Origin of the sequence: Mesorhizobium sp. B2-3-7 (assembly GCF_006442695.1) — a bacterium.
Lineage (GTDB): Bacteria > Pseudomonadota > Alphaproteobacteria > Rhizobiales > Rhizobiaceae > Mesorhizobium.
Genome location: NZ_VFVV01000006.1, coordinates 262,922 through 285,221, shown reverse-complemented (window position 1 = coordinate 285,221; position 22,300 = coordinate 262,922). Strand labels below are relative to the sequence as shown.

Annotated in this window: 19 protein-coding genes and 1 tRNA gene; 1 reads left to right on the top strand and 19 read right to left on the bottom strand. The window is 63.3% G+C overall.

Features of this window, described 5'->3' with window-relative positions; all coding sequences use genetic code 11:
* Positions 1-109: 109 nt before the first annotated feature.
* Positions 110-194, bottom strand: a tRNA-Leu gene (locus tag FJ940_RS14465).
* Between the two features lie 180 nt (positions 195-374).
* Between FJ940_RS14465 and lipB the strand changes: the two genes are divergently transcribed.
* Entirely contained in the window at positions 375-1,118 is a 744-nt protein-coding gene (lipB, locus tag FJ940_RS14460) for a lipoyl(octanoyl) transferase LipB (RefSeq protein WP_140555005.1), read from the top strand.
* 16 nt (positions 1,119-1,134) lie between these two features.
* Here the strand turns inward: lipB and FJ940_RS14455 are convergent, their stop codons facing one another.
* From FJ940_RS14455 to nuoF, 18 genes are all read right to left on the bottom strand, one after another.
* Positions 1,135-2,382: a site-2 protease family protein gene (locus FJ940_RS14455; protein ID WP_140656951.1), complete on the bottom strand. Its 1,248-nt coding sequence runs from the start codon at positions 2,380-2,382 to the stop codon at positions 1,135-1,137.
* A gap of 731 nt (positions 2,383-3,113) precedes the next feature.
* Positions 3,114-3,797, bottom strand: a complete 684-nt coding sequence (locus tag FJ940_RS14450; protein WP_181170865.1) for an ABC transporter ATP-binding protein — start codon at positions 3,795-3,797, stop codon at positions 3,114-3,116.
* Entirely contained in the window at positions 3,794-5,080 is a 1,287-nt protein-coding gene (locus FJ940_RS14445; RefSeq protein WP_140516404.1) for a lipoprotein-releasing ABC transporter permease subunit, read from the bottom strand. The genes FJ940_RS14450 and FJ940_RS14445 overlap by 4 nt, the downstream gene beginning before the upstream one ends.
* Positions 5,077-6,405 carry a proline--tRNA ligase gene (gene proS / locus FJ940_RS14440; RefSeq protein ID WP_140495593.1) on the bottom strand — a complete coding sequence of 443 codons (1,329 nt, stop codon included), beginning with the start codon at positions 6,403-6,405 and terminating at the stop codon, positions 5,077-5,079. The genes FJ940_RS14445 and proS overlap by 4 nt, the downstream gene beginning before the upstream one ends.
* Before the next feature lie 631 nt (positions 6,406-7,036).
* Positions 7,037-7,321, bottom strand: a complete 285-nt coding sequence (locus FJ940_RS14435) for a DUF1467 family protein (protein WP_140495592.1) — start codon at positions 7,319-7,321, stop codon at positions 7,037-7,039.
* Positions 7,318-7,722 carry a methylmalonyl-CoA epimerase gene (mce, locus tag FJ940_RS14430; RefSeq protein ID WP_140495591.1) on the bottom strand — a complete coding sequence of 135 codons (405 nt, stop codon included), beginning with the start codon at positions 7,720-7,722 and terminating at the stop codon, positions 7,318-7,320. Before mce ends, FJ940_RS14435 begins: the two co-directional genes overlap by 4 nt.
* A 109-nt stretch (positions 7,723-7,831) precedes the next feature.
* Positions 7,832-9,502, bottom strand: coding sequence for a ribonuclease J (locus tag FJ940_RS14425; RefSeq protein WP_140495590.1), 1,671 nt, complete (start codon positions 9,500-9,502; stop codon positions 7,832-7,834).
* 94 nt (positions 9,503-9,596) lie between these two features.
* Entirely contained in the window at positions 9,597-10,418 is an 822-nt protein-coding gene (locus FJ940_RS14420) for a biotin--[acetyl-CoA-carboxylase] ligase (RefSeq protein WP_140656949.1), read from the bottom strand.
* A gap of 4 nt (positions 10,419-10,422) precedes the next feature.
* Positions 10,423-11,859 (bottom strand): NADH-quinone oxidoreductase subunit NuoN, encoded by a 1,437-nt coding sequence (nuoN, locus tag FJ940_RS14415; protein WP_140623207.1) that lies wholly within the window; start codon positions 11,857-11,859, stop codon positions 10,423-10,425.
* A 19-nt stretch (positions 11,860-11,878) separates the two neighbouring features.
* On the bottom strand, positions 11,879-13,384 hold the full coding sequence (locus FJ940_RS14410; protein ID WP_140521140.1) for an NADH-quinone oxidoreductase subunit M: 1,506 nt from the start codon (positions 13,382-13,384) through the stop codon (positions 11,879-11,881).
* Entirely contained in the window at positions 13,384-15,357 is a 1,974-nt protein-coding gene (nuoL, locus tag FJ940_RS14405) for an NADH-quinone oxidoreductase subunit L (RefSeq protein WP_140579847.1), read from the bottom strand. Before nuoL ends, FJ940_RS14410 begins: the two co-directional genes overlap by 1 nt.
* A gap of 10 nt (positions 15,358-15,367) precedes the next feature.
* Complete coding sequence (nuoK, locus tag FJ940_RS14400; RefSeq protein ID WP_019858930.1) at positions 15,368-15,676, bottom strand: NADH-quinone oxidoreductase subunit NuoK; 309 nt, start codon at positions 15,674-15,676, stop codon at positions 15,368-15,370.
* 1 nt (position 15,677) lies between these two features.
* Positions 15,678-16,298 (bottom strand): NADH-quinone oxidoreductase subunit J, encoded by a 621-nt coding sequence (locus FJ940_RS14395; protein WP_140495585.1) that lies wholly within the window; start codon positions 16,296-16,298, stop codon positions 15,678-15,680.
* 226 nt (positions 16,299-16,524) lie between these two features.
* On the bottom strand, positions 16,525-17,016 hold the full coding sequence (gene nuoI / locus FJ940_RS14390; RefSeq protein WP_140495584.1) for an NADH-quinone oxidoreductase subunit NuoI: 492 nt from the start codon (positions 17,014-17,016) through the stop codon (positions 16,525-16,527).
* On the bottom strand, positions 17,016-18,059 hold the full coding sequence (nuoH, locus tag FJ940_RS14385; RefSeq protein WP_140495583.1) for an NADH-quinone oxidoreductase subunit NuoH: 1,044 nt from the start codon (positions 18,057-18,059) through the stop codon (positions 17,016-17,018). The genes nuoI and nuoH overlap by 1 nt, the downstream gene beginning before the upstream one ends.
* 2 nt (positions 18,060-18,061) lie before the next feature.
* Positions 18,062-20,143 carry an NADH-quinone oxidoreductase subunit NuoG gene (nuoG, locus tag FJ940_RS14380; protein WP_140656947.1) on the bottom strand — a complete coding sequence of 694 codons (2,082 nt, stop codon included), beginning with the start codon at positions 20,141-20,143 and terminating at the stop codon, positions 18,062-18,064.
* A gap of 73 nt (positions 20,144-20,216) precedes the next feature.
* Complete coding sequence (locus tag FJ940_RS14375; protein ID WP_140495581.1) at positions 20,217-20,912, bottom strand: NADH-ubiquinone dehydrogenase; 696 nt, start codon at positions 20,910-20,912, stop codon at positions 20,217-20,219.
* Between the two features lie 76 nt (positions 20,913-20,988).
* Positions 20,989-22,293 (bottom strand): NADH-quinone oxidoreductase subunit NuoF, encoded by a 1,305-nt coding sequence (gene nuoF, locus FJ940_RS14370; protein ID WP_140521143.1) that lies wholly within the window; start codon positions 22,291-22,293, stop codon positions 20,989-20,991.
* Positions 22,294-22,300: the final 7 nt, after the last annotated feature.

Sequence of the window (22,300 nt, the reverse complement as noted above, 5' to 3'; positions counted from 1 at the left end):
ATCCGACGCTCAAAAAGAAACTGGCGTAACGCGCGGGAATATCAAACGAAATGCGCGGTGTCCGTAGGGCTGGAGGTGCCGCTACAAATCAGATTCTGGGGAGAGAGAATGGTGCGGTCGAGAAGACTCGAACTTCCACGGGTTGCCCCACAGCGACCTCAACGCTGCGCGTCTACCAATTCCGCCACGACCGCACGTGGTAGGAGCCGGAACCGACCGGCTCGCGGCGTGTAGCAAATCGTTTCCGGCGAAACAAGTGCGCCCCGAGCATTTAATCGCTGGGAATTGCCATAACGGATCAAAGCGCCAAAATGCACCGCGAACTGGACGTTTCGGCCCGATATCGCCATATGGAGTACAACAAGAGACATCCCATGCCAGAACGCAGCCAGATCGCCACGTCGTTCCTGCCTTTGCCCGGTTCGGCGCCCGTCGAATGGGCGATCGAGCCCGGCCTCACCGCCTACCCCGAGGCGCTTGCCTTCATGGAGGCGCGCGCCGAAGCGATCCGCAGCGGGGCCGCCGGCGAGATGGTCTGGCTGGTCGAACATCCGCCGCTCTATACCGCCGGCACGAGTGCGCGCAGCGAGGACCTGATCGACGCCAACCGGTTCCCGGTGTTTTCGGCCGGCCGCGGCGGCGAATACACCTATCATGGGCCGGGCCAGCGCGTCGCCTACGTCATGCTCGACCTGAAACGCCGCCGGGAGGATGTGCGCGCCTTCGTCGCCGCCCTCGAACAATGGATCATCGGCACGCTCGCCGCCTTCAACGTCAATGGCGAGCGCCGTGAGGATCGCGTCGGCGTCTGGGTGGTACGGCCCGATCGCCCTGCCCTGCCGGACGGCTCTGCCGCCGAGGACAAGATCGCGGCAATAGGCATTCGGCTCAGGCGCTGGGTGAGTTTTCACGGTATCGCCATCAATGTCGAGCCGGACCTCGGCCATTTCAGCGGTATCGTGCCGTGCGGCGTGCAGGACCACGGCGTCACCAGCCTCGTCGATCTCGGGCTGCCGGTGACGATGGCCGATCTCGACCTGGCGCTGAAATCAGCGTTCGAGGATGTCTTCGGCCCAGCCACGGCCTTGCCCGTGGAAACAGCCCGCGAGGCCGGCTGAACGCTTCCCGGACAGCTCAGATCAGCCGTGCCGACGCCCAGAGCACTCCATAACCGTGGATGAGGAACACCGCCAGCAGCGCGCCCGCGATGACGAAACGGTCGGCCGTGCGGATCGGCTTCAGTTCGTGGCGCGGCTTCACCCCGCTGCCCGCTGTCAGAAGGCTGAGGATTGCAAAGACCGCGCCGGCCACGAGCAGAAAGCCGATGGAAAAGCCGGCCCGCCAGCCAAGCGCCAGGAACGCCGAGAGCAGGAAGAAGGAGGCCAGCGCCAGCGCGACCGGCCCCGGGCAGATCTGGCGCAGCACCTGGCCGCCATCGAATTTCCACACCGGCACCAGATTGGCGATGTTGAACAGGGCAGCACAGCCCGCCAGTGTCGCCAGCAATGTCGCGGCAAGCCAGTGCCCTTCCGCGCTTGCAAACGTGCTGCCCATCATCGCCAACGGCACCAGGAAAGCAGAGAACCCAGCGCCCATCAGCGCCACGAACGCAACTTCGAAACGGCTGTCATAGGGCCGGCCGCCAATGGCGAGGCCGCCGAGCAGCGGGATGAAGATCATGCGCGCCCTGCGATGGCCCATCAGGCGGAATGCCGCCATGTGGCCGAGCTCGTGCAGGGCGACAACGGAAGTCAGGATCGCGGCCAGAGCAAGCCCGCCGCGGTGAAGCCCGAAGAACGGCCACAGGATGAATGCCGAGAGAGCGGCGAAGCCGAGCTGGCTCAGCGGATGTTCGAACCAGCCGCCCTTGCGATACCGCCCTGTCCTGGCCCAGCCATCCAGCTTGGCGAGTTCGCGGCGCATGGCGAAATAGCGGAACGCCAGGAAGGCCAGGCCGCGGTAACGGTCGGTCTGGGCGAGCGTCACCCGGGTGGCCTCGCCAATCGAGACCAACTGCGCGGTTTCCCGATAATGCGCCCAGAAAGACGGATCGAGCGCCGTGTCCTCGATGACGCGCATCGAAAAGCACCTGCCGTGCACGACATTCTCGAGCAAGGCCTTGCGTTCGATCGGCAGGCCGTCCCGGCCCTCCCAGGACATTCTGGTGCGGACCACTCCCTCGCCCAGCATCTCTGCCGAGAGGATTTCGCCGGACCAGCCGGCATTGCTCCCGAGCGGCCACAGCGCCTGCCACAGACGCTGCCGGTCGGCCGCGACCGTGCGGCTGAGCCTGATTGTGCGCAAACCAAGCGGCACGCTCATCAGGAGAAAGATCAGCCCGAGATTGCTGGCCACGAGGAAGGCGGTGACGATGGGCGACACGCGGCGCTCCTGCTTTCAGGAGCGATACCCTAGCGCCATGGCGGCAAGAAAGGCTTAACGGCAAGGCGGACTTTCGTCCGCCGGAACAGCGACGGCAGACACCGCCATCTCACATGGCTCCGATCCAGATCGCCATGGAAATGAGAAAGGTGCTCATGCAAACCAGCGAGATGACATCCTGAACCAGATCGGTCATAACTCTCTCCTGTTGTTGATATGTTCGCAATTTGTTCTAATTTTGTTTCAAAGTCAACGAGCGGAATCCGTCCGCTGCCGGAATTTTCGAGCGATCAAACCGGCAGGGTTAAGAAAAGGTTGACGGCGCGGGACCTATCAACAGGTCAGGAAGATGTCGGCGACGCTATCGTCAGTTAGCATATGGGATGAGCGCCTGCTGCCCTCAATCTCAGTAGAGACAATAGTGGGTAAGCTACGACTGCCGAGTGATGGACGTGAGGCAACACCAAGGCGCCAATCAAGCTGATCGCTGGCGAAAGCGCATGAGGCAAGGCCGCCGGTGGCGCCTCTCGCGCAACTTTGTGACCCTGGCTGCTCATCCTGGTGATGACCGCGATCTCTTCCGCCCTGATCGCACTGAAGGCTCACTGGCGGTTCTGATCCAGAGGACTCCCGGAGGGATCAGTATCCCCGAAGGCAAACTAAACCCGCGGAAATCTCGCTGGACGTTGTTAAGGTTGAACCCAATCTCGCAGCGGACATCGAGGTACCCCTTAGAGCGGCACCACCTTGCCCTCGGCCAGGGTGACCCGCCGGTCCATGCGCGCTGCCAGCTGGTGATTGTGGGTGGCGATCAGCGCCGCGAGGCCGGATTGCCGCACCAATGCCTCCAGCGCCTCGAACACATAGGAGGCAGTGACCGGGTCGAGATTCCCGGTGGGCTCGTCCGCCAGCAGCACCAGCGGCGCATTGGCGACCGCACGCGCGATTGCCACGCGCTGCTGCTCGCCGCCCGACAGTTCGGACGGCCGGTGCGATGCACGCTTGCCGATCTGCATGTAGTCGAGCAGCTGCGCCGCGCGCTCGGCCGCCTCCTTGCGCGGCAGCCCTTTGATGAGCTGCGGCATCATGATGTTTTCCAGCGCCGAAAACTCCGGTAGCAGATGGTGGAACTGGTAGACGAAGCCGACATCGTTGCGGCGGATCGACGTGCGCTCGTCGTCGGAAAGCCGGCCGCAGGCGCGTCCGGCCAGGATCACGTCGCCGGCATCCGGGCGCTCCAGAAGGCCGGCCGTGTGCAGCAGCGTCGATTTGCCGGTACCGGACGGCGCCACCAGCGCCACCATCTCGCCGCGCCGCAGCGAGAAGTCGGCGCCGTTGAGGATGGTGAGCTTGCGCGGCCCCTGGACATAGTGCCGCTCGACGCTCTTCAGCTCGATAATGGCCTGCGCCATCACTCGTACCTCAATGCTTCGACCGGATCGAGCCGAGCCGCCCGCCAGGCCGGGAACAATGTCGCCAGGAAGGACAGGCCGAGCGCCATGATGACGACATAGGTCGTCTCGCGCGGATCCATCTTTGCCGGCAACTGGCTGAGGAAATAGAGCTCTGGATTGAACAGCACCTTGCCCGTCATCCAGGAAAAGAACTCGCGGATCGATTCGATGTTGAGGCAGATGATCACGCCGAGCAGCACGCCGGCGATGGTGCCGGTGACGCCGATCGCCGCGCCCGTCATCAGGAATATGCGCAGGATGGCGCCGCGCGAGGCGCCCATGGTGCGCAGGATGGCGATGTCGTGCCCCTTGTCCTTCACCAGCATGACCAACCCGGAGATGATGTTGAGCGCCGCCACCAGCACGATCAGCGTCAGGATCATGAACATGACGTTGCGCTCCACCTGCAGGGCGGAAAAGAAGGTCTCGTTGCGTTGCCGCCAGTCGACGAGGTCGATGGGTCGCTGCGCCGCTTCTTCCACCTTCGGCTTCAGCGCGTCGACATCATCGGGATTGTCGACATAGATCTCGATCGTCTGCGCCCGTCCGTCCATGTTGAAATAAAGCTGCGCTTCCGAGAACGGCATGTAGACGATGGAGGCGTCATATTCCGACATGCCGACTTCGAAGATCGCCGCGATCTTGTAGCCCTTCATGCGCGGCGTCGTGCCGAGCGGCGTCACGTCGCCGTCCGGCGAGATGAGCGTGATCGTGTCGCCGAGCGCCAGGCCGAGATTCTCCGCCATGCGCTTGCCGATGGCGACGCCCTCGCCCGTGTCGAAATCGGCGATCGAGCCCTGCTTGATGTTGCTGGCGACGATGGCGATCTTGCCCAGGTCCTCGCCCCTGATACCGCGCACCAGCGCGCCGGAGCCGCCGCCGACATTGCCTTGCGCCAGCACTTGGCCGTCGATCAGCGGAATGGCGTATTTGACGCCGGCCACGCCGTTGATGCGGCCGGCGACCTGCGCATAGTCCTCAAGCGGCGAATCCAGCGGCTGCACGATCAGATGGCCGTTTACGCCGAGAATGCGGGTGAGCAGCTCGGCCCTGAACCCGTTCATGACGGCCATCACCACGATCAGCGTCGCCACCCCCAGCATGATGCCGAGGAAGGAGATCGAGGCGATGACCGAGATCACCGTCTCCTTGCGTCGCGAGCGCAGATAGCGCCACGCCACCGTGCGTTCGAAGATGGAAAACGGTCCGGCGCCTGCCGGTCTCGCTGCCGCCGCCTCGCTCATGCGGCGGCACCGAAGCGTTTTTTAGCATCGGCGATCGGCAGCGTCACGCGCTCGCCGGTCTTGCGGTTCTTGATCTCGACCTCGCCGGCGGCCACGCCGCGCGGTCCGACGATCACCTGCCAGGGCAAGCCGATCAGGTCGGCGGTGGCGAACTTGCCGCCCGGCCGCTGGTCGGTGTCGTCATAGAGCACATCCTTGCCGGCGGCAGTGAAAGCTGCGTTGAGCTCATCGCAGACGCGGTCGCAATCGGCATCGCCGGCTTTCATGTTGATCAGGCCGATGTCGAACGGCGCCACCGCTTCCGGCCAGATGATGCCGTTCTCGTCATGGCTGGCTTCGATGATCGCCGCAACCAGTCGCGACGGGCCGATGCCATAGGAACCGCCGGAAGCGAAATGATCCTTGCCGTCAGGCCCGGTCACCTTGGCGCCCATCGGCTTGGAGTATTTCTCGCCGAAATGGAAGATATGGCCGACTTCGATGCCGCGCGCCGAAACCTTGTCGCTGTCGGGAACCTCAGCCCAGGCCGCTTCGTCATGCATTTCGTCGGTCGCGGCGTAAGGCGTCGTCCAGGTCTTGACGATGCCTGATATCTCGGCGTCGTTGGAGAAATCGGTGTTGGCTCCGGGCACGCCGAGCGACAGATAATCGCGATGGCAGAACACCTGGCTCTCGCCGGTGTCGGCCAGGATGATGAATTCATGGCTGAGATCGCCGCCGATCGGACCGGTGTCGGCCCGCATCGGGATCGCCTGTAGGCCCATGCGGGTGAAGGTCCGGAGATAGGACACGAACATCCTGTTGTAGGCGGCTCTCGCGCCTTCGAAGTCGAGATCGAAGGAGTAGGCATCCTTCATCAGGAATTCCCGGCTGCGCATGACGCCGAAGCGCGGCCGCACCTCGTCGCGGAACTTCCACTGGATGTGGTAGAGGTTGAGCGGCAAGTCCTTGTAGGACTTTACATAGGCGCGGAAGATCTCGGTGACCATTTCCTCGTTGGTCGGGCCGTAAAGCATGTCGCGGTCCTGGCGGTCCTTGATGCGCAACATCTCCTTGCCGTAGTCGTTATAGCGGCCGCTTTCGCGCCAAAGGTCGGCCGACTGGATGGTCGGCATCAGGATTTCCAGCGCGCCGGCGCGGTTCTGTTCCTCGCGGATGATCTGGCAGACCTTGTCCAGGACCCGTTTGCCCAGCGGCAGCCAGGAAAAACTGCCCTGCCCCTGCTGGCGGATCATGCCGGCGCGCAGCATCAGCCGATGCGAGACGATCTCCGCCTCGCGCGGATTCTCTTTGAGGATGGGCAGGAAATAGCGCGACAAACGCATGGACTGGTCCGTGAATGAGGAGGCCGCGCCAGAATCGGTGCGACGCAGGCTTGCTTGCCCCGGCTTCATAGCCATTTCATGGCGCAATGGGAACCCGGACGCATCGACCCGGAAATCGGAAATTCAGCTTACGAACGGCGTGGCGCGCGGAATGAAAACGTTTTGAGCACCCCTCGCGCGCGCCGCGAATGCTGGACGATCGAAGGAGCCACGGTTGCATAAAACGCCCGGCTGGTGGTTTCCCAAGCAAAGCCTGCCGTACTATTGTGCAGTGCAGCACGAGAATGCCCGTTTCAAGGCAAAATTCTTCGTGACATTTTCATTTCCGTTGGGCTAATGTGCCCCGATAACCGAGAGAGCAGAGAAAAATCTGTTCTCCTACGCGGTCAAAGTCTTGGGAGGATGCGATCTAGGCGCGGTTACTCGCTGCCGCCGGAAACCGGAAACAGATCGGACGCGTTTAAATTGCAAGGCCTTGTGCCTTGCATTTTTTTTGTGCAATCACCTGCTTAGCGCAATGCGTTGCCAAACCACCTTACCCTGCGTCATGATTTTTGAAGCCTGAACAGATGAGCCGGCGCCGAATGGCGGCATGACCTCGCCCGAAGCGCAAGAGCCGGTTTGAATGCTGCTATTTTGCCGTGGCCTGGCCGAATTCCGGCACGATGTGCGGGATGTCGTTGAGGCTATATCCCAGCCCGTGCGTCAGGCCGTAGAAAATGCCCATGAGCACCGCCGTGGCGACGGTGGTGCGGATCACCGCACGCAGCATATGTGGTCCGCGCGGCGCGCTAGGCACCGTGCCCAGCGTCACGTCACGATCGTCATCCTGCGTCCTGACGCTGAACGGCAGAACGGCAAACAGCACCACCCACCAGGTCGCGAAAAACAGTGCGGTGAACGAAACCCAGCTCATGGTTGCTCCAGTTCGATCAGCGTGCCGAAGAAATCCTTCGGATGCAGGAACAGCACAGGCTTGCCATGCGCGCCGGTCTTCGGCTTGCCGTCGCCCAGAACCCGGGCGCCGGCCGCCTGGAGCCGGTCCCGCGCGGTAAGGATATCGTCGACCTCATAGCAGAGATGGTGCATGCCGCCCGACGGGTTCTTCTCGAGGAAAGCCGCGATCGGCGAACCCTCGCCGAGCGGCTCCAGCAACTCGATCTTGGTGTTGCCGACATTGACGAACACCACGGTGACGCCATGCCCGGGCAGCGCCTGTGGTTCGCTCACTTCGGCGCCTAGCGTGTCGCGATAGCAAGCGACAGCCGCAGCCAGATCCGGCACCGCAAGCGCGACATGGTTCAGGCGTCCAAGCATAGAGCGCTCCGCTTTAGGGGAGTAAGGGAGTAGGGAAACAAGACAGAAGAAAAGCAACGGCTCATTCTCCCCTACTCCCCTACTGCCTTATTCCCCTATTCCCTATTCGTCACCGCGTGACAAATACAGTCACCAGCGGTTTCTTGCCCCAGGCTTCGTTGGCGGCGCCACGTACGGCACGGCGTACCGCCTCCTGCACCAGGTCGAGGTCTTTTCGGCGCTGACGGGGGATGGAGTCCACCGCGCCGATTGCCGCATCGATCATCAGGTCCTCCAGCGTCTCGCCTCTGGCGTCGGCCTCGGCGACGCCGATTGCGACCAGATCGGGATCGCCGGCGAGCTCATACTTCTCGTCCAGCACCACATTGACCGCGACATGGCCGGCAAAGGACAGTTTGCGACGGTCGCGAATGCCCATCGCCTGGTCGGTGCCGATCAACCTGCCGTCCTTGTAGATGCGGCCGAACGGCACCTGGTCGATGATCGTGGCAGGGCCGGGAGCAAGCCGCAGCATGTCGCCGTCGCGCACCTGCGCCACCTGGCCGATGCCCGACGTCGACATCAGCGAGCCCTGCGCCACCAGATGCGCGGCCTCGCCATGCACTGGAACGCCGATCTGCGGCCGTACCCATTCATACATCTTGCGCAATTCGCTGCGCCGCGGATGGCCGGAGACATGAACCAGCGCATCGCCGTCCTCGATGATCTTGATGCCGAGATCGACGAGGCGGTTCTTAATTTCGAGGATCGCCTTCTCGTTGCCGGGAATGGTGCGCGAGGAAAACACCACCGTGTCGCCGGCCGTCAGCGACACCGACTTCATCTCGTCGCGCGAGAGCTTGGCAAGCGCCGCCAGCGGCTCGCCCTGGCTGCCGGTGCAGATGACGACCAGGTTTTCGCGCGGAATGAAGCCGAAATCCTCCTCGGCGATGAACTCAGGCAGACCGTCCATGTAGCCGAGTTCGCCGGCGACATCGATGACGCGCTTCAGCGACCGGCCGAGCACCAGGCACTGACGGCCGGCATCGCGCGCCGCCTTGGCGATGGAAACGATACGGCCGACATTGGACGAGAAGGTGGTGACGGCGACGCGGCCCTTGGCGGCCTGGATAACCCCTTTCAGCCCCTCGCCGACCGCGACTTCCGATGGCGATTCGCCTTCGCGCATAGCATTGGTCGAATCGCAGACCAGCGCCAGCACGCCCTTGTCGCCATAGGCGCGGAACCGTGCTTCGTCGGTCTTGGGTCCGATCGTCGGCGCCGGGTCGATCTTCCAGTCGCCGGTGTGGATGACGGTGCCTGCCGGCGAGGTGATGGCCAGCGACATCGGTTCGGGAATCGAATGCGCGACCGGGATCGCCTCGATTTCGAACGGACCGACAGTGAATTTTTCGCCCGCGCGGTAGATGGTCAGCGGGATCTTCGGCGCGCCCTGCTCGCCCTGGCGCTTGGCTTCCAGCAGCCCGGCGCTGAACGGCGTCATCCACACCGGCGCCTTGAGCCTCGGCCAGATATCCAGCAGCGCGCCATAGTGGTCCTCATGCGCGTGGGTGATCACGATACCGCGCAAATTGGCGATGTTCTCTTCGATGAAGCGCGTGTCGGGCAGGATCAGGTCGACGCCCGGATGCGCCGCGTCGGGAAAGGTGACGCCGACGTCGATGACGATCCATTCGCGCGCGCTCGGCGGACCATAGCCGTAGAGAGCGAAGTTCATACCGATCTCGCCGACGCCGCCCAGCGGCACGAAGACGAGTTCGGCGTTTTCCGCTTTCGCCATGATTTTTTCCTTCCTGGCCCTCAGGCCAAGCCATTGAAGCAATTCCGGGAAAAGTCTGTAACGGTTTTCCGTCTGGAATTGCGCAAAAACAAAACTATACCCGGGCGGATGCGACCGCGCCGAAATGCACATCGCCGGCGGCGATCGTCAAAACCGAGCCCTCATCGTCGCGGATCACGAAACGGCAGTCCTCGTCAATGGTCTCGAACACCCCGCGCACCACATTACCGTCAATTCTGACAGCAACCTCGCCGCCAAGCCCTGCCGCGCGTGCCAGCCAGCGCCGCCTGACGGCGGCAAGTCCCCGCCCGTCGTCCCACAGGCGGGCATTCTCGCTCCAGGCATCCGACAGCGCCAGGAACAGCGTTTCGGCATCGCATGCCGCACCCAATGCGTGAAGCGACGTCGCGGGATACGGCAAATCCTCAGGGTATGCCACAACATTGACGCCGATGCCGACCGCCACCGCGAAACGGCCGCCGTCCAGCATGGCCGATTCCAGCAGAATGCCGGCAAGCTTGGCGCCGGAGGCGAGCACGTCGTTCGGCCATTTCAGCTCGAAACGGTTCTTGCCTTCATTGCCGCCGTCGAGGCCGATGGCGATCCGGCCCCCCGGCACCACGGCATCGAGCGCATCGGCCAGCGCCAGGCCGGCGACGAAACCGAGCGTCGCGGCGAGTCGAAGCTCGCCCCCGGTGAGGACGAGCAGCGTCGCCGCCAGATTTCCCTCGGGTGTCGCCCAGACGCGGCCGCGCCGCCCGCGCCCGCTTTCCTGTTTCTTGGAAACGACCCACAATCTGCCGGGGTCGCCGGCCCGGGCGTGATCCAGCGCCAGCGCATTGGTGGAGCCGACGCTGTCATGCGCCTCCAGCCGGAATCCTTCCGACGCCGAGGTTGGAGCCAGCCGAAATGCCATCCCGTCAGAAGAATGTCTTGGCGGCGGCTTCGGCATAGGTGCCGATCGGACCGCCGATCAGCACATAGAACAGCACGAAAGCGCCGGAGACACCGAGTACGAGGCGCAATTCACTGGCCATCGGCACGAAGCCGCCGACCGGTTCGTCGAACCACATGATCTTGATGATGCGCAGGTAATAATAGGCGCCCACTACCGAGGCCAGCACGCCGATGATCGCCAGCGCGTAGAGGTTGGCATTGATGGCGGCGAGAAAGACGTACCACTTCCCCCAGAAGCCGGCAAGCGGCGGGATGCCGGCCAGCGAGAACATCAGGATGGTCAGGATCGTCGCCATGATCGGGTTGGTCGAGGACAGGCCTGCCAGGTCGCTGATCTGCTCGACATTGCCTTCCTTGCGCCGCATGGCGAGGATGAAGGCGAAGGTGCCGAGCGTCATCACCAGATAGATCAGCATGTAGATGGCGACGCCGCGCACGCCGGCCTGGCTGTTGGCGGCAAGGCCAACCAGCGCGTAGCCCATATGGCCGATCGAGGAATAGGCCATCAGGCGCTTGATATTAGTCTGGCCGATCGCCGCGAAAGAGCCGAGCGCCATCGACGCGATCGAGATGAAGACGATGATCTGCTGCCAGTCGGAAGCGATCGGCTTGAACGCGCCCATGGTGACGCGCACGATCAGCGCCATAGCCGCCATTTTGGGTGCCGCCGCCAGGAAAGCCGTCACCGGTGTCGGCGCACCCTCATAGACGTCGGGCGTCCACATGTGGAACGGCACCGCCGAGATCTTGAAGGCGAGGCCGGCCAGCACGAAGACCAGGCCGAAGACGAGGCCAAGCTGGCGCTCTCCGCCGCCCAGCGCCGTCGCGATCTCCTGGAACCCGGTGTTGCCGGTATAGCCATAGACCAGGCTGATGCCATAGAGCAGCATGCCCGATGATAGCGCGCCGAGGACGAAGTACTTCAGGCCCGCCTCGGTCGAGCGCAGGTTCTCGCGGTTGATCGCGCACAAGACATAGATCGCCAGCGACTGAAGCTCGAGGCCGAGATAGAGCCCGATCATGCTGTTGGCGGAGATCATCAGCATCATGCCGAGCGTGCACAGAAGGATCAGCACCGGATATTCGAACTTGTCGAACCGCTCCGCCCTGGCGAAGCGCATCGACATGATCAGCGTCACCGCCGAGCCCACCAGCGCCAGCAGCTTCATGAAGCGGGCAAAGGAATCCTGGATGAAGGCATTGCCGTAGGCGCTGCCCTGCCCGGTGGAGAAGATCAGCCAGGCGCCCGATATCACCAGCACGGCAACGGCAAGGCCGGTCACGGTGTTGGCGGTGTTGGCGCGCGAATAGGCCCCGACCATCAGCAGCGCGAGCGCGCCGATGGCAAGGATCAGCTCGGGCGTCGAGAGCGACAGGCTGGAGAGAAGGTCCGGCGTCATGGTTCGCAAAACCCCTGGGTCAGTTCGCCGCCGCGGTCTGCGCGGCGCCGATGGATGCGGTGACATTGGTGACGAGCGACTTGACCGACTGGGCCGTCGCGTCGAAGACGGGAGCGGGATAGACGCCGAAGAAGATGACCAGCACAACCAGCGGATAGATGATCGCCTTCTCGCGTGTCGACAGGTCGAGCAGGCCCTTGAGGCTGTCCTTGGTCAGCGCGCCGAAGATCACCCGGCGGTAGAGCCAAAGCGCGTAGGCGGCCGACAGGATGACGCCGGTGGCAGCGAAGAACGCCACCCAGGTATTGACCCGGAACACGCCGAGCATGGTCAGGAACTCGCCGACGAAGCCTGACGTACCCGGCAGGCCGACATTGGCCATGGTGAAGATCAGGAACACGGTGGCGTATTTTGGCATGTTGTTGACTAGGCCGCCATAGGCGGCGATCTCACGCGTGTGCATGCGGTCATAGATGACGCCGACGCACAGGAACAGCGCGCCCGAGACCAGGCCGTGGCTGAGCATCTGGAAGATCGCGCCCTGCACGCCTTCCTGGTTCATGGCGAAGATGCCCATGGTCACGAAGCCCATATGGGCGACCGACGAATAGGCGATCAGCTTCTTCATGTCCTCCTGCATCAGCGCCACCAGCGAGGTGTAGATGATGGCGACGACCGAAAGTGCGAAGACCAGCGGCGCGAACATCTCGGAGGCCAGCGGGAACATCGGCAAGGAGAACCGCAGGAAGCCGTATCCGCCCATCTTCAACAGAATGGCGGCCAGGATCACCGAACCGGCTGTCGGCGCCTCGACATGCGCATCCGGCAGCCAGGTATGCACCGGCCACATCGGCATCTTCACCGCGAAGGAGGCGAAGAAGGCGAGCCACAGCCATGTCTGCATGTTGGCGGGGAAATTGTGCGTCAACAGCGTCGGGATATCGGTCGTGCCGGACTGGTAGAACATCGCCATGATGGCGAGCAGCATCAGCACCGAGCCGGCGAGCGTGTAGAGGAAGAACTTGAAGGAGGCATAGACGCGGCGCTTGCCGCCCCAGACGCCGATGATGATGAACATCGGGATCAGGCCGGCTTCGAAGAAGACGTAGAACAGCACGATGTCGAGCGCGCAGAACACGCCGATCATCAGCGTTTCGAGCAGCAGGAAGGCGATCATGTAGGCCTTGACGCGCTTTTCGATCGCTTCCCACGACGCCAGGATGCAGAGCGGCATCAGGAATGTCGTCAGGATGACGAACAGCATCGAAATGCCGTCGACGCCCATATGGTAGGAGATGCCGGAATCGAGCCAGGCGACCTTCTCGACGAACTGGAAGCCGGCTTGCGAATTGTCGAAGCCGGTCCAGATGAACAGCGAGATGATGAAGGTGAACGTCGTCGTCAGCAGCGCGATGGCGCGGATGTTGCGGCGTGCGTTTTCGCTGTCGTCGTTGATGAACAGGATGAGCAGCACACCAACCAGCGGCAGGAAGGTGACCAGCGAGAGAATTGGCCAGGCGGTCATCAGAGCATCATCCAGGTGACGAATGCGGCAACGCCGATCAGCATGGCGAAGGCATAGTGATAGAGATAGCCGGTCTGCAACTTGACGACGCGGTTGGTGACATCGACGACGCGTGCCGAAATGCCGTCAGGCCCGAGACCGTCGATGACGGTGCCGTCGCCGGTCTTCCACAGGAAGGAACCGAGGCGTTTGGCCGGCCGCACGAACAGGAAGTCATAGAGCTCGTCGAAATACCATTTGTTGAGCAGGAAGGCATAGAGCCCGCGATGCTGGGCCGCCAGGTTGACCGGCACTTCCGGCGAGCGGATGTAGAACTTCCACGCCAGCGCCAGGCCGATCAGCATGGCGATGAACGGCGACAACTCGACCCATAGCGGCAGTTCGTGGATGTCGTGCAGGATGTGATTGTCCGGCAGCGTGAACAGCGACGCCTTCCAGAATTCGGCATAGCCTTCGCCGATGAAGGCACCGTGGAAGATGATGCCGGCAAACAGCGCGCCCGCCGCCAGCACGAACAGCGGCACCAGCATCACCGGCGGCGATTCATGGACATGGTGCATCACCTCATGGCTCGCCCGCGGCCTGCCGTGGAAGGTCATGAAGATCAGCCGCCAGGAATAGAAGGAGGTGAAGCCGGCGGCGATCACCAGCAGCACGAAGGCGAGGCCCGCCACGGAATTATGCCCGGCAAAGGCCGTCTCGATGATGGCATCCTTGGAGAAGAACCCGGCGGTGCCGATAACGGTGACCGGAATGCCGACGCCGGTCAGCGCCAGGGTGCCGATTACCATCATCCAGTAGGTCGTCGGGATCAGCGTCCTCAGGCCGCCCATCTTGCGCATGTCCTGCTCGTCGGAAACCGCATGGATGACCGAGCCCGAGCCGAGGAACAGCAGCGCCTTGAAGAAGGCATGCGTGAACAGGTGGAAGATCGCCGCGCCATAGGCGCCGACGCCGAGCGCCACGAACATGTAGCCAAGTTGCGAGCAGGTCGAATAGGCGATGACGCGCTTGATGTCGTTCTGGACGAGGCCGACGGTCGCCGCGAAGAAGGCGGTGAAGGCGCCGATGAAGGTCACCACCGTCAGCGCCGAATGCGACAGCTCGAACAGCGGCGACAGCCGCGCCAGCATGAACACGCCGGCCGTCACCATGGTGGCGGCATGGATGAGCGCCGAGACCGGCGTCGGGCCTTCCATGGCGTCCGGCAGCCAGGTGTGCAGCGGCACCTGCGCCGACTTGCCCATGGCACCCATGAACAGCAGCAGGCAGACGATCGTCATCGCTGCCTGCTTATCCAGCGCATAACCGAGGAAGGTCAGCACCGCAGCACCTTGCGGGGCGCCTTCAGCCGGGATGAACGTCGCCGCATTGGCGAAGATGGTGCCGAGATTGACCGAGCCGAACAGCACGAACACGCCGAAGATGCCGAGCGCGAAGCCGAAATCGCCGACGCGGTTGACGACGAAGGCCTTGATGGCCGCGGCGTTGGCCGAGGGCTTCTTGTACCAGAAGCCGATCAGCAGGTAGGACGCCAGGCCCACCCCTTCCCAACCGAAGAACATCTGCACGAGGTTGTCGGCCGTCACCAGCATCAGCATGGCGAAGGTGAACAGCGACAGATAGGCAAAGAAACGCGGCCGGTTCGGATCGTGGTGCATGTAGCCGATCGAGTAGATATGGACCAGCGCCGACACGGTGTTGACCACCACCAGCATGACCACCGTCAGAGTGTCGATCCTGAGCGCCCAGGACGCCTCCAGTCCGCCGGACTGGATCCAGCGCAGCACCGGCACGGTGAACACCTCGCCATGGCCGAAGCCGACGGTGAAGAAAGCAACCCACGACAGCACCGCCGCGATCACCAGGAAGCCGGAGGTGATGTATTCGGACGCCTTGGCGCCGAGCGACGTGCCGAACAGGCCGACGATCAGGAAGCCGAGCAGCGGAAGGAAGACGATGGCCTGGTACATGGTGGTTCCGTCAACCCTTCATCATGTTCACGTCTTCGACCGCGATCGAGCCGCGGTTGCGGAAGAAGACGACGAGAATGGCAAGTCCGATGGCGGCCTCCGCCGCCGCGACCGTCAGCACGAACAGCGCGAACACCTGGCCGACGAGGTCGCCGAGAGCCGCCGAAAAGGCGACGAAATTGATGTTGACCGCAAGCAGGATCAACTCGACCGACATCAGGATGACGATCACGTTCTTACGGTTCAGGAAGATGCCGAACACGCCGAGCGTGAAAAGGATCGCCGATACGGTCAGATAATGTGCGATGCCGACGACCATCTCAGACTCCTTCGCCCGACTTGACCTTGCGGATTTCCATGCCCGTCGCCGCCGTGCGGGCGACCTGGGCTGCGATCGACTGCCGCTTGACCCCTTCCTTGTGGCGCAGCGTCAAAACGATGGCACCGATCATGGCCACCAGCAGCACGAGGCCCGAGATCTGGAAGTAGTAGAGGTAGTCCGTATAGAGGATGTCGCCGAGCGCTGCCGTATTCGAGCGCGCCGCGAGATCGGGAATCGGCTTCGATACCGTCGAGGCGAGCTGCGGCGCGAAGGTATAGCCGCCGAGCACCACGATCAGTTCCGCCGCCAGGATCAGTCCGACCAGCGCGCCGATCGGCGCATATTGCAGAGCGCCCTCCTTCATCTCGGCGAAGTCGACGTCGAGCATCATGACGACGAACAGGAACAGCACCATGACAGCGCCGACATAGACGACGAGCAGGATCATCGCCAGGAACTCGGCGCCCGTCAGCATGAACAGGCCGGCGGCGTTGAAGAAGGTCAGGATCAGGAACAGCACCGAATGCACGGGGTTGCGCGACGAAATGACCATGAACGCCGACGCCACGGCGACAAAGGCGAAGAGGTAGAAAAAGGCCGCCTCTAGTCCACTCAGCATTGGGGTTCCCCCGGGTTCCTGTCCAAACAGGACGTTCGTCCTGTTTGTTGTCTGTGGCTTCGTTCCGCCTCCGGTGCGAAGCCGCGTTGTCCTAGCCCATGTTCCAACCGGGTTGAAAGACCCGGCGCAAAGAAACATGGGCAACTCTGAAGTCCTGAGGGATGACCTTGCCTGAAATGCTTCGGGTCATCCCCGGACAAGGGCCCTCGCCCCTGTCCATGCGATATCAGCGGTACGGTGCGTCCAGCGAGATGTTGCGCGCCAGTTCGCGCTCCCACCGGTCGCCATTCGCCAGCAGCCTATCCTTGTCGTAGTAGAGTTCCTCGCGCGTCTCGGTCGCGAATTCGAAATTCGGCCCCTCGACGATGGCGTCGACCGGGCAGGCTTCCTGGCAGAAGCCGCAATAGATGCACTTCACCATATCGATGTCGTAGCGCACGGTACGGCGCGTGCCGTCGTTGCGGCGCGGGCCGGCCTCGATGGTGATGGCCTGCGCCGGGCAGATCGCCTCGCACAATTTGCAGGCTATGCAGCGTTCCTCGCCATTGGGATAACGGCGCAAGGCATGCTCGCCGCGGAAGCGCGGGCTCACCGGCCCTTTCTCGTGCGGATAATTGATCGTCTCCTTCGGCGCGAAGAACTGGCGCATCGACAAGAAGAAGGCGCTGACGAAATCCTTCAGCAGCAGCGATTTGGCGGCCTGGGACAGAGCGGACATCACGCAAACCCCGTGATCTTGAGGAAGGCGGCGGTCAGCACCACCATGAACAGCGAGATCGGCAGGAACACCTTCCAGCCAAGCCGCATCAGCTGGTCGTAGCGGTAACGCGGCACGAACGCTTTCACCATGGAGAACATGAAGAACATCAGGCAGATCTTGAGCACGAACCAGATCACCCCCGGCACCCAGGTGAAGGGCGCGAAGTCGAACGGCGGCAGCCAGCCGCCGAGGAACAGGATGGTGGCCAGCGCGCACATCAGCACGACGGCGACATATTCGCCGAGGAAGAACAGCAGGAACGGCGTCGACGAATATTCGACCATGTGGCCGGCGACCAGTTCCGATTCGGCTTCGACGAGGTCGAAAGGCGGGCGATTCGTCTCGGCTAGCGCCGAGATGAAGAAGATGACGAACATCGGCAACAGCGACAGCCAGTGCCAGTCGAGGAAGGTGTTGGGCAGGCCGAGCCTGGTGCCGAGCCCATCCTGCTGCGACAGCACGATGTCGGACAGGTTGAGCGAGCCGACGCAAAGCAGCACGGTGACGATGACGAAGCCGATCGAGACCTCGTAGGACACCATTTGTGCGGCCGAACGCAGCGCCCCGAGGAACGGATATTTCGAATTGGACGCCCAGCCGCCCATGATCACGCCATAGACCTCGAGCGAGGAGATGGCGAAGACATAGAGGATACCCACATTGACGTTGGCGACGGCCCAGCCCTGGCTGACCGGAATGACCGCCCAGGCCGAGATCGCCAGAACCGCCGATACCAACGGCGCCAAAAGGAACACGCCCTTGTTGGCGCCGGACGGGATCACCGGCTCCTTGAAGACGAACTTCAACAGGTCGGCAAAGGCCTGCAGCGTGCCCCAGGGGCCGACGACGTTCGGGCCGCGGCGAAGTTGCACCGCCGCCCAGATCTTGCGGTCGGCATAGAGCAGGTAGGCGACGGCGATGAGAAGCACGACGATCAGCACGACCGACTTCAACACGATGATCAGCGCCGGCAGCACGTAGAAGGAGAAGAAGGTGTCCATGCTTATTCCGCCGCCTGCTTGAAGCCGCTCTTGGCCAGCGCAGAGCACTCCGCCATCACGGCAGAGGCCCGCGCGATCGGGTTGGTCAGGTAGAAATCCTGGACCGGCGACGTGAACGTGCCCTTGTTCAGCCGTCCACCAAGCTTCGCCACATTGGCGATATCCTCGGCATTGCCCGCAGCAACCTGGTCGATGCGGGCAAGATGCGGGTATTCGCCGTAGAGTTTAGCGCGCAGCTGCGGCAGCGAATCAAACGGCAACTTCTTGCCCAGTACATCCGACAATGCCCTGATGATGGCCCAATCCTCGCGCGCGTCGCCCGGCGCGAAGCCGGCGCGGTTGGTCTGCTGCACGCGCCCTTCCGTGTTGACATAGGTGCCCGACTTCTCGGTGTAGGCAGCGCCCGGCAGGATGACGTTGGCGCGGTGCGCGCCGGCATCGCCATGGGTGCCCACATAGACCACGAAAGCGCCGCCGGTCTTTGCCATGTCGATCTCGTCGGCGCCCAGCAAGAACAGCACGTCCGTCTCGCCCAGCATGCCGGCGACGTTCCTGCCGCCCTCGCTCGGCACGAAGCCAAGGTCGAGGCCGCCGACGCGTCCAGCCGCATTGTGCAGCACGGCAAAGCCGTTCCAGTCCGCGCGCGCGGCGTTCACGGCCATGGCGAGCTTCGCTGCCTGGCCGAGCACCGCCGCGCCATCGGGGCGTGCCAGCGCGCCCTGGCCGACGATGATGAGCGGATGCGTGGCCTTCTTCAGCACCTGGAAGAACTTGCCATCGCCGTCGGCCAGATCCTTGAGCGATTCCGGCCCTGCGCCCAGCAGTTCGTAGTCATAGCGTGTATCCCCGACATCGCCGATGACGCCGACCGGCAGATTGCCGACCCGCCAGCGCTTGCGGATGCGGGCGTTGAGCACCGAGGCTTCGAAGCGCGGATTGGCGCCGATGATCAGCACCGCGTCCGCCTGTTCGATGCCTTCGATGGTGGGGTTGAAAATGTAGCTTGCCCGGCCAAGCGACGGGTCGAGCGCGGCGCCGTCCTGGCGGCAATCCATGTTCCTCGAACCGAGTGCGGCCATCAGGAGCTTCAGCGCGTAGATTTCCTCAACCGCGGCAAGATCGCCCGCTATGGCGCCGATCTTCTCGGGCGTAGTCTTCGACACGGCGTCCTTGATTGCCGCGAAGGCCTCGGCCCAGCTCGCCGGGGCCAGCTTACCGTCCTTGCGCACATAGGGCCGGTCGAGGCGCTGCGTGCGCAGGCCGTCCCAGATGAACCGGGTCTTGTCGGAGATCCATTCCTCGTTCACCGCCTCGTTGACGCGCGGCAGGATGCGCATCACCTCGCGGCCGCGGCTGTCGACGCGGATCGCCGAGCCGACGGCATCCATGACGTCGATGGATTCGGTCTTGGTCAGTTCCCACGGCCGTGCCTGGAAGGCGAAAGGCTTGGAGGTCAGCGCGCCGACGGGGCACAGGTCGATGACATTGCCCTGCAGCTCCGAGGTCATCGCCTGCTCGAGATAGGTGGTGATCTCGGCATCCTCGCCGCGGCCGATCAGGCCGAGTTCGGAAATGCCGGCAACCTCGGTGGTGAAGCGAACGCAGCGCGTGCAGTGGATGCAGCGGTTCATCACCGTCTTGACCAGCGGGCCGATATACTTGTCTTCGACCGCGCGCTTGTTCTCGTGATAGCGCGAGGAATCAACGCCGAAGGCCATCGCCTGGTCCTGCAGGTCGCATTCGCCGCCCTGGTCGCAGATCGGGCAATCCAGCGGATGGTTGATCAGCAGGAATTCCATCACGCCTTCCCTGGCCTTCTTGACCATCGGCGTGTTGGTGAAGATTTCCGGCGCTTCTCCGTTCGGACCGGGACGCAGGTCGCGCACGCCCATGGCGCAGGACGCTTGCGGCTTGGGCGGCCCGCCCTTCACCTCGATCAGGCACATGCGGCAATTGCCGGCGATCGACAACCGCTCGTGGAAGCAGAAGCGCGGCACTTCCGCGCCCGCGTCCTCTGCCGCCTGCAGCAGCGTGTAATGGTCGGGTACAGTGATTTCTTTCCCGTCGACCTTGAGCTTTGCCATTCGCCTCAAACCTCTGCGGATTTCCCGCAATCTCATTTCCCGGGCGCGACAGACGCGGCGCCCGGCATTTCACTCACTTCTTCGCGGCCAGCACAGCCGCCTGGGCAATCCAGTCGTCGCGCACGATACGGCCGTTGAACGACAGGTAGTCGTCGACCCAGGCGATCTCTTCGGGCGACCAGTCGGCGATCTGGCGGAACGTCCATATGCCGAGCCCGTTGAGCACCGTCTCCAGCTTCGGGCCGATGCCCGATATCTTCTTGAGATCCGAAGGCTTCGCCGGCCTCTCGATAGCCTTGGGCTGCCGGAAATCCTCGGGCAGCAGCACATCCGAAAGCTCGTCCGCTGACCGCCCCGCCTGTGCCGCCGGCACCGTGGTGGCGGCCTCCCTGGCGGCAATGTCGGTGACTTCCTGCGCGAAGGACTGCGCCTCCGCAATCAGGGTCTTGGCCGTCGCCCGCGCTCTGGTGGATGAAAGGCTCGCATCCTCGAATTGTTCGACGCGCGCCTCGAAATCCTCGATGAGCGGCTGCATGAGGCGTTGCGACGCCTCGGCTGCGCCCGACAGCGCGCCCAACCAGACGCCGAAAGCGTGGTTGGCGAGCCCAAGTCCCAGAGCCGACATCGCCGCCGCGCCCGCGACAGGGTGCGCCAGAAGGTTGACGGCGCCGGCCATCTCCTTCGGCATCATCCTGGTCAGGTCCTGGTTCATCTTCTCGATCTGGTCCAAATTGGGCATCAACGGGTGGGGTGTCGAATACGGCGCCATAGAATTCTCCTGGTCGTTTCTTCGTTCGCCCCGCCCCGTTCTTCTCGCTCCGGGCTATCGCCCATTCAATGCTTCTCTATTCCGCCGCCACCAACACCGGCTCGGCCCGGTGCGCGTTGCGCGAAAACTCGTCGATGCGCCGCTCCACCTCGCCGCGGAAGTGCCGCATCAGGCCCTGGATCGGCCAAGCGGCCGCGTCGCCCAGCGCGCAGATCGTGTGGCCTTCGACCTGCTTGGTCACGTCGAGCAGCATGTCGATCTCGCGCTTCTGCGCCTCGCCGCGCACCAGCCGTTCCATCACCCGCCACATCCAGCCGGTGCCTTCACGGCACGGCGTGCATTGGCCGCAGCTCTCATGCTTGTAGAAGTAGGACAGCCGCGCGATGGCTTTGACGACATCGGTCGACTTGTCCATGACGATGACGGCCGCCGTGCCGAGGCCGGATTTGAGGTCGCGCAGCGCGTCGAAATCCATCGGCGTATCGATGATCTGCTCGGCCGGCACCAGCGGCACCGAGGCGCCGCCAGGAATGACCGCCAGAAGATTGTCCCAGCCGCCACGGATGCCGCCGCAATGCGTCTCGATCAGCTCGCGGAACGGGATCGACATCGCCTCTTCGACGGTGCACGGATTGTTGACGTGGCCGGAGACGCAGAACAGCTTGGTGCCGACGTTGTTGGGCCGGCCGAAGGATGAGAACCAGGCCGCGCCCCGGCGCAGGATCGTCGGCGCCACCGCGATCGATTCGACGTTGTTGACGGTGGTCGGGCAGCCATAAAGGCCGACATTGGCCGGAAATGGTGGCTTCAGCCTGGGCTGGCCCTTCTTTCCCTCGAGGCTTTCGAGCAGCGCCGTCTCCTCGCCGCAGATATAAGCCCCGGCGCCATGGTGCATATAGACGTCGAAATCGTAGCCTGAAGTGTTGCCCTTGCCGATCAGCTTGGCCTCATAGGCCTCGTCGATGGCACGCTGCAGCGCCTCGCGCTCGCGGATGAACTCGCCGCGCACATAGATGTAGGCCGCGACCGCGCCCATGGCGAAGCCGGCGAGCAAGGCGCCTTCGACCAGCGTGTGCGGATCGTTGCGCAGAATGTCGCGGTCCTTGCAGGTACCGGGCTCGGATTCGTCGGCATTGATGACGAGATAGCTCGGCCGGCCGTCACTCTGCTTGGGCATGAACGACCATTTCAAGCCGGTCGGGAAACCGGCGCCGCCGCGGCCGCGCAGGCCCGACGCCTTCATCTCGTTGACGATCCACTCGCGCCCCTTGGCGACGATGCCGGGCGTGTTGTCCCAGGCGCCGCGCGCCATTGCGCCGGCCAGCGACTTGTCGAAGAGGCCGTAGATGTTGGTGAAGATGCGGTCTTTGTCCTGAAGCATTGTTCGT

Bases quoted from the DNA above. Each gene is read 5' to 3' on its own strand.
- nuoH (WP_140495583.1), bottom strand. From the start codon at position 18,059: ATGGACACCTTCTTCTCCTTCTACGTGCTGCCGGCGCTGATCATCGTG.
- FJ940_RS14435 (WP_140495592.1), bottom strand. From the start codon at position 7,321: ATGAGCTGGGTTTCGTTCACCGCACTGTTTTTCGCGACCTGGTGGGTG.
- nuoK (WP_019858930.1), bottom strand. From the start codon at position 15,676: ATGGTCGTCGGCATCGCACATTATCTGACCGTATCGGCGATCCTTTTC.
- FJ940_RS14420 (WP_140656949.1), bottom strand. From the start codon at position 10,418: ATGGCATTTCGGCTGGCTCCAACCTCGGCGTCGGAAGGATTCCGGCTG.
- mce (WP_140495591.1), bottom strand. From the start codon at position 7,722: ATGCTTGGACGCCTGAACCATGTCGCGCTTGCGGTGCCGGATCTGGCT.
- nuoF (WP_140521143.1), bottom strand. From the start codon at position 22,293: ATGCTTCAGGACAAAGACCGCATCTTCACCAACATCTACGGCCTCTTC.
- nuoN (WP_140623207.1), bottom strand. From the start codon at position 11,859: ATGACGCCGGACCTTCTCTCCAGCCTGTCGCTCTCGACGCCCGAGCTG.
- lipB (WP_140555005.1), top strand. From the start codon at position 375: ATGCCAGAACGCAGCCAGATCGCCACGTCGTTCCTGCCTTTGCCCGGT.
- nuoG (WP_140656947.1), bottom strand. From the start codon at position 20,143: ATGGCAAAGCTCAAGGTCGACGGGAAAGAAATCACTGTACCCGACCAT.
- nuoL (WP_140579847.1), bottom strand. From the start codon at position 15,357: ATGTACCAGGCCATCGTCTTCCTTCCGCTGCTCGGCTTCCTGATCGTC.
- nuoI (WP_140495584.1), bottom strand. From the start codon at position 17,016: ATGTCCGCTCTGTCCCAGGCCGCCAAATCGCTGCTGCTGAAGGATTTC.
- FJ940_RS14445 (WP_140516404.1), bottom strand. From the start codon at position 5,080: ATGAGCGAGGCGGCGGCAGCGAGACCGGCAGGCGCCGGACCGTTTTCC.
- FJ940_RS14395 (WP_140495585.1), bottom strand. From the start codon at position 16,298: ATGCTGAGTGGACTAGAGGCGGCCTTTTTCTACCTCTTCGCCTTTGTC.
- FJ940_RS14375 (WP_140495581.1), bottom strand. From the start codon at position 20,912: ATGGCGCCGTATTCGACACCCCACCCGTTGATGCCCAATTTGGACCAG.
- FJ940_RS14425 (WP_140495590.1), bottom strand. From the start codon at position 9,502: ATGGCGAAAGCGGAAAACGCCGAACTCGTCTTCGTGCCGCTGGGCGGC.
- FJ940_RS14410 (WP_140521140.1), bottom strand. From the start codon at position 13,384: ATGACCGCCTGGCCAATTCTCTCGCTGGTCACCTTCCTGCCGCTGGTT.
- proS (WP_140495593.1), bottom strand. From the start codon at position 6,405: ATGCGTTTGTCGCGCTATTTCCTGCCCATCCTCAAAGAGAATCCGCGC.